The sequence below is a fragment of the Alteromonas sp. ABE4_545 genome, assembly GCF_056161325.1.
In genome coordinates, this window is the sequence record NZ_JBSWYY010000001.1 from 1 (window position 1) to 14,229 (window position 14,229).

15 protein-coding genes are annotated in these 14,229 nt (G+C 46.4%); 8 read left to right on the plus strand and 7 right to left on the minus strand.

Translation table 11 applies throughout. The features are described from left to right. The coding region (locus tag ACXAH6_RS00005) for an IS4/Tn5 family transposase DNA-binding protein (RefSeq protein ID WP_474875029.1) at positions 1 to 535 on the minus strand (535 nt) is incomplete at its 3' end. 140 nt (positions 536 to 675) lie between these two features. Further along, a complete protein-coding gene (gene asnS / locus ACXAH6_RS00010) occupies positions 676 to 2,073 on the minus strand; it encodes an asparagine--tRNA ligase (RefSeq protein WP_474874576.1) in 1,398 nt (465 codons plus the stop codon). A gap of 271 nt (positions 2,074 to 2,344) precedes the next feature. On the opposite strand from asnS, the gene ACXAH6_RS00015 reads away from it, so the two are divergent. Next, the gene (locus tag ACXAH6_RS00015) at positions 2,345 to 2,719 is read left to right on the plus strand and encodes a hypothetical protein (RefSeq protein WP_474874577.1); all 375 of its coding nucleotides are present in this window, start codon (positions 2,345 to 2,347) and stop codon (positions 2,717 to 2,719) included. Between the two features lie 3 nt (positions 2,720 to 2,722). Here the strand turns inward: ACXAH6_RS00015 and ACXAH6_RS00020 are convergent, their stop codons facing one another. Continuing rightward, positions 2,723 to 3,694 carry a calcium/sodium antiporter gene (locus ACXAH6_RS00020; RefSeq protein ID WP_474874578.1) on the minus strand — a complete coding sequence of 324 codons (972 nt, stop codon included), beginning with the start codon at positions 3,692 to 3,694 and terminating at the stop codon, positions 2,723 to 2,725. A gap of 232 nt (positions 3,695 to 3,926) precedes the next feature. Here ACXAH6_RS00020 and ACXAH6_RS00025 point away from each other — a divergent pair, with 232 nt between their 5' ends. Together ACXAH6_RS00025 and ACXAH6_RS00030 are read left to right on the plus strand one after the other, a co-directional pair. Beyond that, positions 3,927 to 5,384, plus strand: a complete 1,458-nt coding sequence (locus ACXAH6_RS00025; protein ID WP_474874579.1) for a RimK family protein — start codon at positions 3,927 to 3,929, stop codon at positions 5,382 to 5,384. Then, a complete protein-coding gene (locus ACXAH6_RS00030) occupies positions 5,381 to 6,511 on the plus strand; it encodes a GNAT family N-acetyltransferase/peptidase C39 family protein (protein ID WP_474874580.1) in 1,131 nt (376 codons plus the stop codon). Before ACXAH6_RS00025 ends, ACXAH6_RS00030 begins: the two co-directional genes overlap by 4 nt. A 33-nt stretch (positions 6,512 to 6,544) precedes the next feature. Here ACXAH6_RS00030 and ACXAH6_RS00035 read toward each other — a convergent pair whose 3' ends face one another. From ACXAH6_RS00035 to bioA, 3 genes are all read right to left on the minus strand, one after another. Beyond that, positions 6,545 to 6,847 (minus strand): hypothetical protein, encoded by a 303-nt coding sequence (locus ACXAH6_RS00035; RefSeq protein WP_474874581.1) that lies wholly within the window; start codon positions 6,845 to 6,847, stop codon positions 6,545 to 6,547. A gap of 148 nt (positions 6,848 to 6,995) precedes the next feature. Continuing rightward, on the minus strand, positions 6,996 to 7,505 hold the full coding sequence (locus tag ACXAH6_RS00040; protein ID WP_474874582.1) for a DUF2937 family protein: 510 nt from the start codon (positions 7,503 to 7,505) through the stop codon (positions 6,996 to 6,998). Positions 7,506 to 7,565: 60 nt separating this feature from the next. Beyond that, positions 7,566 to 8,837, minus strand: coding sequence for an adenosylmethionine--8-amino-7-oxononanoate transaminase (gene bioA / locus ACXAH6_RS00045; protein ID WP_474874583.1), 1,272 nt, complete (start codon positions 8,835 to 8,837; stop codon positions 7,566 to 7,568). A gap of 98 nt (positions 8,838 to 8,935) precedes the next feature. On the opposite strand from bioA, the gene bioB reads away from it, so the two are divergent. Genes bioB through bioD form a run of 4 tightly spaced genes read left to right on the plus strand, consistent with a single transcriptional unit; the run spans position 8,936 to position 12,755 of the window. Continuing rightward, the gene (gene bioB, locus ACXAH6_RS00050; RefSeq protein WP_474874584.1) at positions 8,936 to 10,060 is read left to right on the plus strand and encodes a biotin synthase BioB; all 1,125 of its coding nucleotides are present in this window, start codon (positions 8,936 to 8,938) and stop codon (positions 10,058 to 10,060) included. Next, positions 10,060 to 11,241 carry an 8-amino-7-oxononanoate synthase gene (bioF, locus tag ACXAH6_RS00055; protein ID WP_474874585.1) on the plus strand — a complete coding sequence of 394 codons (1,182 nt, stop codon included), beginning with the start codon at positions 10,060 to 10,062 and terminating at the stop codon, positions 11,239 to 11,241. The genes bioB and bioF overlap by 1 nt, the downstream gene beginning before the upstream one ends. After that, complete coding sequence (locus tag ACXAH6_RS00060) at positions 11,241 to 12,056, plus strand: methyltransferase domain-containing protein (protein ID WP_474874586.1); 816 nt, start codon at positions 11,241 to 11,243, stop codon at positions 12,054 to 12,056. The genes bioF and ACXAH6_RS00060 overlap by 1 nt, the downstream gene beginning before the upstream one ends. A 21-nt stretch (positions 12,057 to 12,077) precedes the next feature. Beyond that, a complete protein-coding gene (bioD, locus tag ACXAH6_RS00065; protein ID WP_474874587.1) occupies positions 12,078 to 12,755 on the plus strand; it encodes a dethiobiotin synthase in 678 nt (225 codons plus the stop codon). Positions 12,756 to 12,765: 10 nt separating this feature from the next. Here bioD and pepE read toward each other — a convergent pair whose 3' ends face one another. After that, a complete protein-coding gene (gene pepE, locus ACXAH6_RS00070) occupies positions 12,766 to 13,464 on the minus strand; it encodes a dipeptidase PepE (RefSeq protein ID WP_474874588.1) in 699 nt (232 codons plus the stop codon). Between the two features lie 156 nt (positions 13,465 to 13,620). On the opposite strand from pepE, the gene ACXAH6_RS00075 reads away from it, so the two are divergent. Continuing rightward, entirely contained in the window at positions 13,621 to 14,088 is a 468-nt protein-coding gene (locus ACXAH6_RS00075; protein WP_474874589.1) for a low molecular weight protein-tyrosine-phosphatase, read from the plus strand. The last annotated feature ends 141 nt before the right edge of the window (positions 14,089 to 14,229 follow it).

Below are 14,229 nucleotides of genomic sequence, written 5' to 3' on the forward strand. Positions count from 1 at the left end.
CCAACCGCGAAGCCATGTTTACCGATGCACTTTCCCACTTGAAACCTTCTTTTTCTTCATACGGGGTAGAAGCATGTTGATGTCTTTTCCCTCGTGTATTTATGTCCCGCGTCCAGCGCGTTTGTTCTATGAGGCCAATGACTTCCTTTTTCTCCGGTGCGAACAACAGAATACTGTGGGCGAGTAGTCCTCGATACCGGTTTCCCTGATTCACATGTCCAAGGTCTGAGCGAACCGATTTATGGCTATAGCTAATGGTGGTCGTATCTTCCAAAGCCAGCAAAGTCTCATAAGACTTGGCGCTCAAGGCCGTCACATCAAATCCAGCTTCGGCAATAGAAGAGGCTTTGATGTGTTCGTTACGAATAAAGCGATACGCGCCTTCCATATCTGCGGGAGATTGTGTGATATTCACGATAGGTTTTCCTGGTGAGCTGGCTAACGATACCGCCAACTTTACCAAACGTGCAGTGCGACGGGGATCGCCTAAATTGGCTTTTCCAAAAGTATTATTAGACCACTGTGCAATTTCCATCATCATTTACTCTCACAACCAAGTTACAAGATCTGATCAGAGTGAAGAGATAATGTTCAAAAAAAATCCCCACTAATTTCTTAGCGGGGATTTGTGTATAAGAGACAGCCTTACGGCGCCTTCAATCGAATAAAGTAAACTTAGTAGTTGGCGTTACCAGGCGTACGTGGGAATGGGATCACATCACGTACGTTCTGCATACCAGTAACGTAAGCCACTAGGCGTTCGAAACCGAGACCAAAACCAGAGTGAGGGACTGTACCGTAACGACGTAAGTCGCGATACCAACCGTAATCTTCTTTGTCTAGGCCCATCTCTTCTAAGCGACGATCGAACACGTCTAAGCGTTCTTCACGCTGAGAACCACCAATAATTTCACCAATGCCTGGCGCTAAGATATCCATCGCTGCAACGGTTTTACCGTCGTCATTAATGCGCATGTAGAAGGCTTTAATGTCTTTCGGATAATTTTGCATGATGATTGGCGCACCTACGTGCTCTTCAGCCAAATAGCGCTCATGCTCTGAAGATAAATCTACGCCCCATTCAACAGGGAACTCGAATTCTTTGCCGCTGGCTTGAAGAATGTCGATTGCGTCGGTGTAATCCATACGCACAAATTCACTGTTTACTAAGCTTTCTAAGCGAGAAATCGCGTCTTTGTTAATACGTTGGGCGAAGAAGGCCATGTCGTCGGCGCGCTCTTCAAGCACGGCTTTACAAACGTACTTCAACATATCTTCAGCAAGTTGTGCGACGTCGCTCAGTTCGGCAAAGGCCACTTCTGGCTCAATCATCCAAAACTCAGCCAAGTGACGCGAGGTATTGCTGTTTTCTGCGCGGAATGTTGGACCAAAGGTGTACACTTTAGACATTGCTGTGCAGTAGGTTTCAACGTTGAGCTGACCTGATACCGTCAGGTAAGTCTCTTTGCCGAAAAAGTCCTGAGAGTAATCTACGTCGCCTTTGTCAGTGCGAGGAATGTTCATCATGTCCAACGTTGATACGCGGAACATTTCACCTGCGCCTTCCGTATCAGAAGCGGTCAATATTGGTGTGCTGATCCAAAAATAGCCACGCTCGTGGAAGAAGCGGTGAATCGCTTGTGACAGACAGTTTCGAACACGAGTCACTGCACCAATAACATTAGTACGAGGGCGCAAGTGTGCGTGCTCGCGCAAATACTCGATAGAGTGACGTTTCGCGGCCATGGGATAAGTGTCTGGGTTTTCTACCCAGCCAATCACTTCTACGCTCGTCGCTTCGATTTCAAGCGCCTGGCCTTGACCTTGTGACTCTTTTACTACGCCAGTCGCTGCAACAGAGCAGCCAGCAGTTAAACGTTGTACGTCAGCATAATTGGGCAATGAATTTAAGGCGATCACCTGAACCGGGTCAAAACTGCTACCATCGTGCAGTGCAATGAAAGATAAACCGGCTTTTGAATCTCGGCGAGTACGAACCCAGCCTTTAATCGTCACCGTTTCGCCAACAGCGTACTTACCTGATAGTACGTCGACAACGGGCGCATGCGTCATTCTTTAGTTCTCCAACAATCTATATTCAGGGTTAATCCGGCATCATCGCATAGCCCCAGCGTGATTGCACCTGCAATATTAAACTTCTTGCACGATTCGCCGATATGAGTACATCAGCTGGGTAAAGTGTGAACATCATTCACCCAAACTGATACACGGGAATAGACAAGGTTCGTTAATACGTACTCTGCGATATACCAAAAATAAAAAATTTCATAGTCGCTAGTATACCCAACACGGGGACGCTTTCCAGACAGTTGAGGGGTAGGTTTTGATAGACACAACTGAATATAACGGCGTTGATCGCAGAACAAAGCCACGAAGTGAAGACAAGCTTTTTCGTTTAGTCGTTAGCTTGAATGTGATGGCATGGTTTGGGTTGTTGGTTACTTTTGTGCTGTACCATTACGCACGTCCAGACCAATACACAGGGTTGCCTATTTTTGCTGGGCTGGCGATAAAAGAAGGCTGGAGTGTTGCTTATTTGCAAACTATGTTGATGATCCTACAAGCCTGTTTTGCTATGAGCGTTATGTGTTTATTGCTCAGAGCACCCCGCAATCGCCGCAAGGGCGACGGTTACGGGTTAAACTTATTTATACTTGCTGGCATTACTACCTTGGGTATTGCCAGCTTGACCAAGTAAGTATTAAGCCACAAAAGCGGACGAAATAAGGTAGTAAGTATAAGCGGCATAGCCCAGCAGAAAAGCGCCGCCTTCAAGCCGGTTTAGGCGACCTGGACCTTTCAAACCGATACAGAAAATGAACAGTAATACAGAGAACACCAGCATAATGGTTACATCGCGATAGAAGAAACTCGGTTCTACTGTCATTGGCTTAATTAACCCTGCAATACCTACAACGGCGAGAGTATTAAACATATTCGAGCCGATCACATTGCCCAAAGCCATGTCGTGTTCACCTTTTTTAACGGCCATAAGCGATGAAGCTAATTCAGGCAGAGAGGTACCAATTGCGATAATGGTGAGGCCAATAATGGTATCGCTCACGCCAAAGAAGGTGGCAACTTCTACGGCTCCCCATACTAATACTCGTGAACTGGCAATGAGTAAAACCAAACCGACTAACAGCCATACGATGTTCATTTTCAGTTCGGCTTTGTTGGCGCTAATCTCGTCACCAAACTCTTTGGCAAGCTCGTCTTTATCGCCTTGCAGGCCCTGCCAAATGCTCCAAGACAATAACAGAATAAATAGCCCAATCAGCGCAAAAGCGTCGTCGTTGGAAATTTCCAAATCGAACACTTGCCAAGCCGCAAAAAAGGTAATACCCAACATGACAGGTAATTCTTTTTTGATGATTTCAGAGCGAACGGCAATGGGGCTAATAATGGCAGTTAAACCGAGAATCAATGCAATGTTGGCTATGTTGGAGCCATACGCGTTTCCTAGCGCTATTCCCGAGTTCCCTTGAACTGCAGCGAAAATAGAAACGATTATTTCTGGTGCGGAAGTACCAAAACCAATAATCAACATTCCAATCAGTAAGGGAGGGAGACCAAAATGATTGGCTACCGAAGCCGCGCCCGCTACAAATTTATCTGCGCTCCACAGTAATATCGGCAGTCCCAAAACAATAGCGATAGTCGCTAACAACATAATGTCTCCTTGGCGTTTTTCTTGGTATTCGACAGGGCAAAGCTACGTCTTTATCCATGCGTAAAATTGATGGTAACGATAAAAATAAACCGTTCACAAATCACTTTGCATTTTAACGCGTTAACGTAGACTTTGCGCCAATTACTCATAGCGTTTAAGACGCCAGAGTAGTGAGGGAACTCCCTCTTTTTTGTAATTGTAACCTACCTTTGGGCTAAAAGAAGCGTTTTCAATGTATCGCACATTAATTGTGACCGATGAGGTCAACCAACTTAACTTGCAAGATGACAATATCATCAGCTTTGCACAATATTTATCAGACTTTCCTCAGCGTAATGAGCCGAAAACGCGTGTCATTAACTTGTGTGACACCGAACGTTATTTAAGCCAAGGTTACTACTGCTCATTACTTGCTGAGGCGCGTAACCACCGGGTTTTACCCAGCGTTAATACCATCAACGACCTGCGACTAGCTACCGAGTCAGACGAACTGACGGTGCGTTTTGCATTACCCGAAAATGTTGAAAATACCGCCGCCCTTATTGCCGGTGGTGTGTACAAGGTGTTTTTTGGCGAAGTAGACAACGCCTCATTAGCAAGTATTGGTCATAATGCATTTGCTCGATTTGCTTGCCCAATTCTCGAATTGTCGGTTGTACAACACGACGGTAACACGGCTGTAATTTGTAAAGCTGTTGGATTAAACGCACTTGGTGAAGAAGACAAGCAGTTGTTTGCCACCCGTTTGCGTGACTTTACTCAGCAGCAGTGGGTGAACAAACGCACTGTGAAAAAAGTACGCTGGGATATGGCGATGTTGGTTAATCCAACAGAAAGCACACCACCAAGTGATGCCAAAGCCATCGCGAATTTTGTTAAAGCGGGTGAAAAAGCAGGTTTTCACGTTGATGTGGTTACGTCATTGTCACCACGCGATGTAGGCCAGTACGACGCCTTATTTATTCGCGAAACGACAGCCATTGACCACCATACTTATCGTTTAGCTCGTGCAGCCGAACGTGAAGGGCTGGTGGTAATAGATGACACCCAATCGATATTGCGTTGCTGTAACAAAGTATTTTTGCAAGACGCCTTTAGTTATCACCAAGTGCCAGCGCCACGCACAGAGTTTGTCTCTCGTTCTGATGTTGGCACTTGCCAGGCGTTAGCTGAGAATTTGGGGTTACCATTGGTATTAAAGTTACCAGAAAGCTCTTTCTCACGTGGTGTGTATAAAGTTGATAGTGTTGAGAAGCTAGGGCTACGCCTTGAAGAAATGCTCAAGGAATCGGCGTTAGTGTTAGTGCAGGAATACGTGTTTACGGAATTCGATTGGCGCATTGGGGTGTTAGGCGGCAAGCCAATCTACGCGTGTAAATACTTTATGGCGAGAAACCATTGGCAAATTTATCACCATGAAGGCGATAAGTTCAGCTCGGGTGACTTCGTAACCATGGCGACTTTTGAAGTACCTAAACCTGTACTAAATGCAGCAGTGAAGGCCGCAAAGGCCGTTGGTAACGGGCTGTACGGTGTAGATATTAAGCAGCGTGGCAATACGGTGTACGTGATTGAAGTGAACGATAACCCCAGCATTGACGCGGGTGTCGAAGACAAATATTTGGGCAAAGAGCTTTACAGTATTGTGATGCAGGAATTTGCTAATCGCTTGGAACAACGCGGGCGATGACATTTCACTTTCGCAAAGCCGAGCTGGCAGACTTAGACAGCTTGTGCGAGATAGAAAAGCAGTGCTTTCTGGTCGACCGCTTGCCGCGGCATCGGTTAAAGCACTATATAAGCGCGCCACAAGCAGAGTTGTTTGTGGCGTGTAATGGCACAGAAATAACGGCTCAAGTAAAAGGGTACGGATTATTGTTGTGCCGCAGAGGTACTCAGTTAACGCGTCTATATTCTTTGGCCGTGTTAGAAGAAACACGCGGTCAAGGCGTCGCAGCGGGTTTGATCAATCAGCTCGCTGAACAAGCATTGGGGAGAGGAAAGCGTTTTATGCGCTTAGAAGTCTCAAGTGAAAATCATCAAGCTATTCGTTTGTATGAAACGCTAGGTTTCCAGCAATTTGGTGTATATCCGTCGTATTACGAAGATGACACCGATGCTCTGCGTATGCAAAAACGCCTTACTGGGCGTAGTACGCCTGCGGGGTTAGCACAGTATCCGTGGTATCAACAAACCACAGAGTTTACGTGTGGACCAGCGAGTTTAATGATGGCAATGGCCGCTACCTCGCGATGTTATGCGATGTCGCAACAGGAAGAACTGGCAATTTGGCGTCGTGCAACAACCATTTTTATGACATCTGGGCATGGTGGTTGTCATCCTATTGGTTTGGCGTTGGCAGCGAAAGATCGAGGCTTTCAAGTTTCAGTACTTGTGAATAAGCCCTTACCTTTGTTTGAAGATGGCGTGCGCAATGACAGTAAGAAAGCCATTGTCCGAGAGGTGGAGAATGAGTTTCTCGACGAGTCGCTTGAGCTAGACATGCCCGTTGAATTTATCGATTGGCAGGTGGAGCACGTGCAGTCGGCCATTAATGCGGGTCAAGCCGTGATATGTTTGATCAGCACCTACGGGCTAGATCGAAAGAAAGCGCCTCATTGGGTGGTGATCACGGGTATGGACAAGCATTGCTTGTATATTCATGATCCCGATTTCACCCAAGCTGACTTTATCAATGGTACTGAATTGACCCAAAGTGTCGAAGGGCAACACATTCCAATCGGGATCGACAGCTTCTTAAAAATGACCCGCTATGGGAAGCGCAAAATCAGAGCCGCAATCATAATAGGTGAATAGCGGCTTACTCTGAAATCTTGCAAGGCTTTAGTACTAATGTGCTAAGGCCTTTTTTTCGGCGCTTTTCAACTTGTCATTAAAGCGGGTAAGTGCCTTTAACATCGTCATTAAGTCGTTTATTGAACCTGTGAAGGCGGTTTTTTTAACCCCTTCATATTGTGCACGAGCGTTGGTTTGACTGACAAATTCAGGCGTTAATTCTGACGTTTTGTCGAGGAGTTGTAGCCACTCTTGATTCATTGATTTTGGGATCAAATGGCGTTTTGCGAAAACTTTGTCTCTAATTTGCAACAACTGACCAGTTACCAGTGTTTCATCGTGCATTAATGTGGCCATGTTTTTTTCCTCTTTACCGCTTGCAGGCCTTGAATTGTGTAGCCTGACTCAAATTTTCGTTGTCTCTCAACACGTTTTAAGTGCGAATACATAGAGATATGCAGCAAATTTGATACCAATTCGATAAAAAGCGCTAAAACCGGAAGGGTCAGATATAGGCTTGTTGGCGTTTACGACGAACTTTTTTGGTTAGCCAAACGGGACAAATAACCAATAAATTCAAACATAAAGCGACAATAAAGCTGGCGCCAATTGCTGAGGGCTGCAAGGGCACTGAAGGTTGAAAGTTGGCTAAAACTCGGTTGAGGGTTTGGTATTGGGCGGGTTGAAACATATACCAAGCTTGTTTGAAATAATTGGATGTATCAAGTGCCGACAAGCCCGCATTCGCTCGTTCATAACGGATAAGCGTTTGTTGTTTAAGCGCGGCGTCGTCTCTGACTAATTGAGCTTCATTGTTGCTCAGTGCTTGGATCATTGCGTCAATGCTTGGATAGCCGTTACTGCTTGCAAGGTTTGTTAGCCCGTCGACTTCCGATTGCATCGCATCAAAATAACCACTGAGATATTGCCGATAGTGGTCAGCCAATATGGGTACTTGTAAGGCCACCACAAAAAGCGCTGCAAAAACAATTTTGTCAACAATGCGTCCAATCATGTGATCACCCTTCGCAGTTTACCGGCACAGTGGAGGTACTATGCCGATAATTGAAGAAAATTAAAAGTCACTCAATGCTTTGTATATTGCATGGGTTAATAAACGCAACTGCGCCGGCGAGATAATGTAAGGAGGCATGATATAAACGAGTTTGCCAAATGGGCGGACCCACACCCCACTTTCCACAAAGCGTTTTTGCATTCTCGCTACGTCAACCGGCATTTTTGTTTCAACTACCCCTATGGCTCCCAACACACGGACATCAGCCACACTTGGCAATGCTAGACAGGGGGCGAGTTCGTTTTGCAATTGTAATTCGATATTTGCCACTTGTTCACGCCACTGCCCTTGGTTGATCAGGTTTAAACTGGCGTTGGCAACAGCACAGGCGAGGGGATTACCCATGTAGGTGGGACCATGCATAAATACGCCAGGTTCACCTTGGCACACACCTTGAGCAACATCTTCTGTGCATAAGGTGGCAGCGAGTGTCATGTAGCCGCCGGTTAACGCTTTACCCAGACATAAAATATCTGGAGAAATATCGGCGTGATGGCAGGCAAACAGTTCTCCTGTGCGTCCAAACCCTGTGGCTATTTCATCACAAATTAATAGCACATCGTAGTTATCGCATAATTGGCGGCAACGTTTTAAATACTCAGGATGATAAATTCGCATCCCACCGGCACCTTGCACAACGGGCTCGATTACCAACGCCGCTAATTCGTGATGATGTTGCTCAAACATCTGTTCCAACGGCAAAATGTCGTCTTCGCTAAAACTTTGTCCAAAGCGTGTTTGCGGAGCAGGGGCGAATAAATGTTGTGACAGAACCTTGTTGAACAAGCTATGCATCCCGTTGACTGGGTCGCACACAGACATCGCTGCAAAGGTATCGCCGTGATAGCCATTTCGCGGAGTGATCATGCGGTGTTTTTCGGGACGGCCTTGGCAAGCCCAATATTGTACGGCCATTTTTATCGCGACTTCTACCGACACACTGCCTGAGTCTGCAAGAAACACGCGTTCCAGACCCGAAGGCACCATCGCGAGTAAGTTTTTACATAAATCAATCGCGGGCTGGTGGGTGATGCCGCCGAACATAACGTGGGAGAAACTGTCTATTTGGCTATGTGCTGCGTTGTTGAGTACGGGATGATTGTAGCCATGAACCGCTGCCCACCAACTCGACATGCCGTCGACCAATACTTCCCCAGAAGCTAACGTGAGTTCTACACCTTGAGCACCAGTGACTTCATAGCAAGGAAGTGGGTTAACCGCTGAGGTGTAAGGGTGCCAAATATGACGCTTATCAAATTCAATATTGTTCAAAATGCAACCATTAGTTAATTTGTAAAACTCATCAGAGTTGACAACTTTGTCTTGCCGCATAGACTAAGCGAGCAATTCACTAGAGTAAAGGGTAGGCGATGCAAGCCGGCACAGATCAGATTAGTCAACTTTCAGTAAACACGGGTGAAATTCGCCATGATTGGACCAAGGCCGAAATTGAGGCTTTGTTGACCCTGCCATTTAACGATTTACTATTTCAAGCGCAATTAGTTCATCGGCAACATTTTAACCCGAACGAAGTACAAGTGAGCACCTTGTTGTCGATTAAAACCGGTGCTTGCCCTGAAGATTGTAAATATTGTCCGCAGAGTGCGCGCTACGATACCGGTTTGGAAAAAGAGCGTTTGCTGGAAGTAGAGAAAGTTATTCAGCGAGCAAAAGAGGCAAAAGCCACAGGATCAACGCGTTTTTGTATGGGGGCTGCGTGGCGTAATCCCAAAGAACGCGATATGCCGTACGTGACTAAGCTTGTCAGTGAAGTAAAAAAGCTCGGACTAGAAACCTGTATGACGTTGGGCATGCTGACTCGCGATCAGGCCCTCGCTTTGAAACAAGCTGGGCTAGATTATTACAATCATAACTTAGACACGTCGCCTGAGTTTTATGGTGACATTATTACCACTCGAACCTATGAAGACCGTTTAAATACCTTGGAACATGTACGTTCAGCTGGGATGAATGTGTGCTCTGGAGGTATCGTTGGAATGGGTGAAAGTGCGAAAGATCGCGCAGGGTTATTGATGCAATTGGCGAACTTGCCGCAGCATCCTGAGAGTGTGCCTATCAACATGCTGGTGAAAGTGGAAGGCACCCCGTTAGATAACGTGGATGATCTAGAGCCGTTCGAGTTTATTCGCACGATAGCGGTAGCACGTATCATGATGCCAAAGTCTCACGTGCGTCTGTCAGCTGGTCGTGAGAATATGAATGAACAAATGCAAGCAATGTGTTTTATGGCTGGCGCGAACTCTATTTTTTATGGGTGTAAACTATTGACCACCTCAAACCCAGACACCAACGAAGACGTGCAATTGTTCCGTAAATTGGGCATAAATGCAGAACGTACCCGTGGTTATTCAGACGAAGCACATGCAATGGCACTACAAGAAGAAATAGAACAGCAATCTACTGATACCAGCGCGCTGTTTTACGACGCTACCCAGCCTAAAGCTAATAAAGTTACAGCATCGGCAGAGGCCTAATGCGCGGTTTGTCGTTTCTAACAGAACAGTTAACTGAGCGCGCAGAACAAGGCTATTTACGTGAGCGTATTGCTATTGACTACGAGCGTGATGGCATCATTGGCGTAGATGATCAGCACTACCTCAACTTTGCCAGTAATGATTACCTCGGCCTACGCCAACACGAGGGGGTGTTACAAGCCTGGGTAGAAGGGCTGGCACAGTATGGTGGCGGTAGCGGTGCTTCGCCACTGGTAACTGGTTATAGTCGTGCTCATGCGTTACTTGAACAAACCATAGCAACGCAACTGAATCGCGAGGCTGTGCTACTGTTTAATTCTGGTTTTGCCGCTAATCAGGCATTGTGCCAAGCGTTATTGAGTGAGGGCGGCACAGTGGTGTGCGACAAACTCATGCATGCTTCGTTTATCGACGGTGCTATGCACAGTAAAGCGCAGTTAAAGCGGTTTGCTCATAATGACCTAGAACACCTCACATCAATCCTACAAAAAATAGATACAGAAACCCGTCTTATTGCCTCTGAAGGGGTATTTAGTATGGATGGCGATTGTGGTCGGTTAACCGAGCTGAGTAAGTTAGCTAAGCAATCAGAAAGCGCTTTTCTACTCGACGATGCTCATGGTTTTGGGGTATTGGGTGATAATGGGCTCGGGTCTGTTGAAGCTTTGTCCCTGAGCCAAGACGATTGCCCAATTGTGATGGCGACGTTTGGAAAAGCGATAGGCACAAGTGGCGCTTTTATTGCGGGTAGCCAAACCCTGATTGATTATCTGGTTAACTTTGCTCGCCATTATATTTATTCAACAGCTTTGCCTCCGGCGCAAGCAGTTGCGACCATGGCCGCGATTAACGTGATGCAAAATGGTGAGCAACGTGAGCGCTTACACACAAATATTGCTTTATTTAGGCAACTTGCAAAAAGCGAGGGCCTAATATTGGCTGATTCTATCAGCCCAATTCAACCCGTGATTGTTGGTTCGCCGCATGCCGCTAAAGCCATGAGCGAAGGGCTGAAACAGCGGGGTATTTGGGTGCCAGCTATTCGTTATCCCACGGTACCCAAAGGCACGGACCGTTTGCGCATTACGTTAAGTGCCAGTCATGGCGAACAAGACATTCAGGTACTCGTTGATGCACTGGTGCTTGTGCGTGACAGCAACAATGAAAAAGGCTGCAAGTAATGGCGTTACACGACGGCCCGACAGCCCTTCAGGGGGCAGATAAAAAACAAATTGCTTACGCTTTTAGTCGTGCCGCTCATCAATACAACCATATTGCTGAAATTCAGCACACGATTGCGCTAGAAGCGTTAACCCCCTGTGCTAATTGGCAGAATATGAGTGTGTTGGATATTGGGTGTGGCACCGGGCGACATACTCACACCCTTGCAGAGAATAACAACACAGTAATGGGCGTCGACCTAGCACAAGGGATGTTGGATGAGGCGAAAAAGGCTTATCCAACTATCAATTTCCGTTTGGGGGATGCCGAAGCCCTGCCGTTAAAAGCGAATACGTTCGACGCCGTCTTTTCTTCTATGGCGCTGCAGTGGAGCTTGCGCCCGGATACCGTGATGCGAGAAATAGCCCGTGTTACGAAAAAGCGAGGCCAGATCGCTTTAGCGATCATGGTGGCAGGGTCTTTTCGCGAACTGTCGCAAGCACGTAAACGGGCGAATCTCCCCTGTACTGAAAATAACATGTGTCACGCACATGATTGGTTAGATGCGAGCGTTGCCAATGGCATGGTAATCAATGCCGCAAAGGTAGTTGATTATATCGACACCTTTGAGGATGTGTTTCAGTTGCTTCGTTCGATCAAAGGGGTAGGGGCGGGTACGTTAACATCATCGCAGCGCGTATCACTTTCGTTAACACGCACACAACTCAATCAGCTACAACAAGCCTACTCTCAGCTAGCGTTAGAACGCGGTAGTCGAACGTTACCGCTAACGTATTCTGTGTTGCATTTGTCGCTTGAAAACCGCACCGCTTAATATTAAATACGAAGAATTTTTATGCAAAAAGCCTTTTTTATTACCGGTACCGATACTGATGTCGGTAAAACCTATGTCGCCCACCAATTACTCAATAGTGCGCAAGCGCAAGGTTTTCGCACCCTCGGCTATAAGCCGGTTTCTGCCGGCTGTGAGTGGCGAAACGAGCGGCTAGAAAATGATGATGCGTTGGCGTTACATAGCGCAAGTAATGTGGGAGCATCACTCCAAGAGGTGAACCCTATTGCTTTTGAGCCGCCAATAGCGCCGCACATCGCCGCACAATTGGCGGGTAAGACCATTTCGGTAAATGACATCGTTAGCGGCTATCGTCATCTGCAATCATATTCAGCCGATGTATTGTTAATGGAAGGTGCGGGTGGATGGCGTTTACCTTTATCCAACAATACTCAGATGCCAGAAGCGGTTAAGGCACTTAAACTACCCGTTATTATCGTGGTGGGAATGCGGCTAGGTTGTTTGAATCATGCCATATTGACTGCCGAAGCGATTCAGCACGATGGGTTGGAAATAGCCGGTTGGGTAGCAAATAAAATTGACCCGAACATGCCGTATTACAAAGAAAACCTTGCAACATTAGACGCGACTATGCCTGCGCCGCGTTTAGGTGAAATAGGCTACCAGCAATCAACAGACAACTGGCAGCATCTCAATGGGTGGATAGCGTTACTCGGCTAGAGACTGGTGCTTAGAGATACGCGCTCAAGTCTTCGCCTGAAGTGAGTGCCGTTTTACTCTCACCTAAAAAGCAAAAGCCGCCTAGCTCACCTAATAAGGTTAATTTTCCTTCAGATAAACGCAGCGCCGTGCCTTCTCTAATGGCTAATACCGGTGTGGTGGGGTTAAGAGTAGTAAATTCTGCTAAACGCTCATCGCGGGTTTCACCGTTGTGATTGGGCGGCTGGTAATCGGTGTAATGAGGGTTGAGCTGACAGGATACAAATTGTAATGCGTTGAATGACGGCGGCTGAATGATGGGCATATCATTGGTTGTGCGAATGGTAAGGCCACAAATATTAGAACCGGCACTCCATCCGATATAAGGCATACCTTGTTTAACTCTGGTCTGTATGCAAGAGATTAGGTCGTTCACGTACAACGTGGAGAGCAAGTTAAACGTATTGCCACCGCCAACCAAAATGGCATCTGCTTGTTCTATTGCTTCTTTAGGGTTTTCATATTCATGAATGCCCTTCACGTTCAAATCAGGGAGCGCGTTCTGAACTTTTTGGGTGTAATCGTCCCACGAAACGGTAACGCCTGCATAAGGGATGAACAGTACCGAGGTTATGTTACCCAAGTGGGTTTTTATCATTGGTGCGGCGTGCTCTAAGTATGCTTCGTTACCTTGGCGAGAACTACTTAACATTAATACATGTGCAGACATATCGACTCCTTATTATGTCCCAGCGTTGAGTATCATTGGCATTATCAGAAACGCTGGGTAGAATGCATGACCACAGTTTACGTGAAAGCCAGTGAAATTTCAGGGGTTCACACAAACGAACCCATAATAGAGAGTTAACAAAGGGAATACTTATTTATGCCAGGTTTTGTACCCAAGGTCTTATTTGTATGTTTGGGCAATATTTGTCGTTCGCCCACAGCAGAAGCGGTATTTAGGCAGAAAGCCGCAGCTCGGGGGTTAAACATCACTATCGATTCTGCTGGTACTCATGGTTTTCATGAAGGTCATGCGCCAGATAAGCGTTCTATGGCAGCTGGTGAAGCGCGTGGGTATGACTTTACCGGTATCAGTTGCCGTAAAGTCGTCGATAAAGATTTCTCAGAGTTTGATTATATCTTGGCGATGGATGCTGAAAACTTGAAGAATCTTCGCAAAATGAGCGAAGCCATCTACCACCCCAAAATTCGTTTGTTTTTAGAGTTTGCTAAAACCAGTGAACAGGAAGTGCCAGACCCTTATTACGGTGGTTCAAAGGGGTTCGAGCTGGTATTAGATCTCATCGAAGAGGCCTCCGAAGGCTTACTCAACCATATCGCGCCTTAATCCATTTAGTCGCAGATTCAATCACTTCACTGACACGCGCTACTTTCGGCATTAAATATAATCAAATCAATCGATAAATTAGCCGTGTCAGGCTAACTATTTGTGTTAAGCTTGTCGGCCATTTAACCACCCATATTTAAA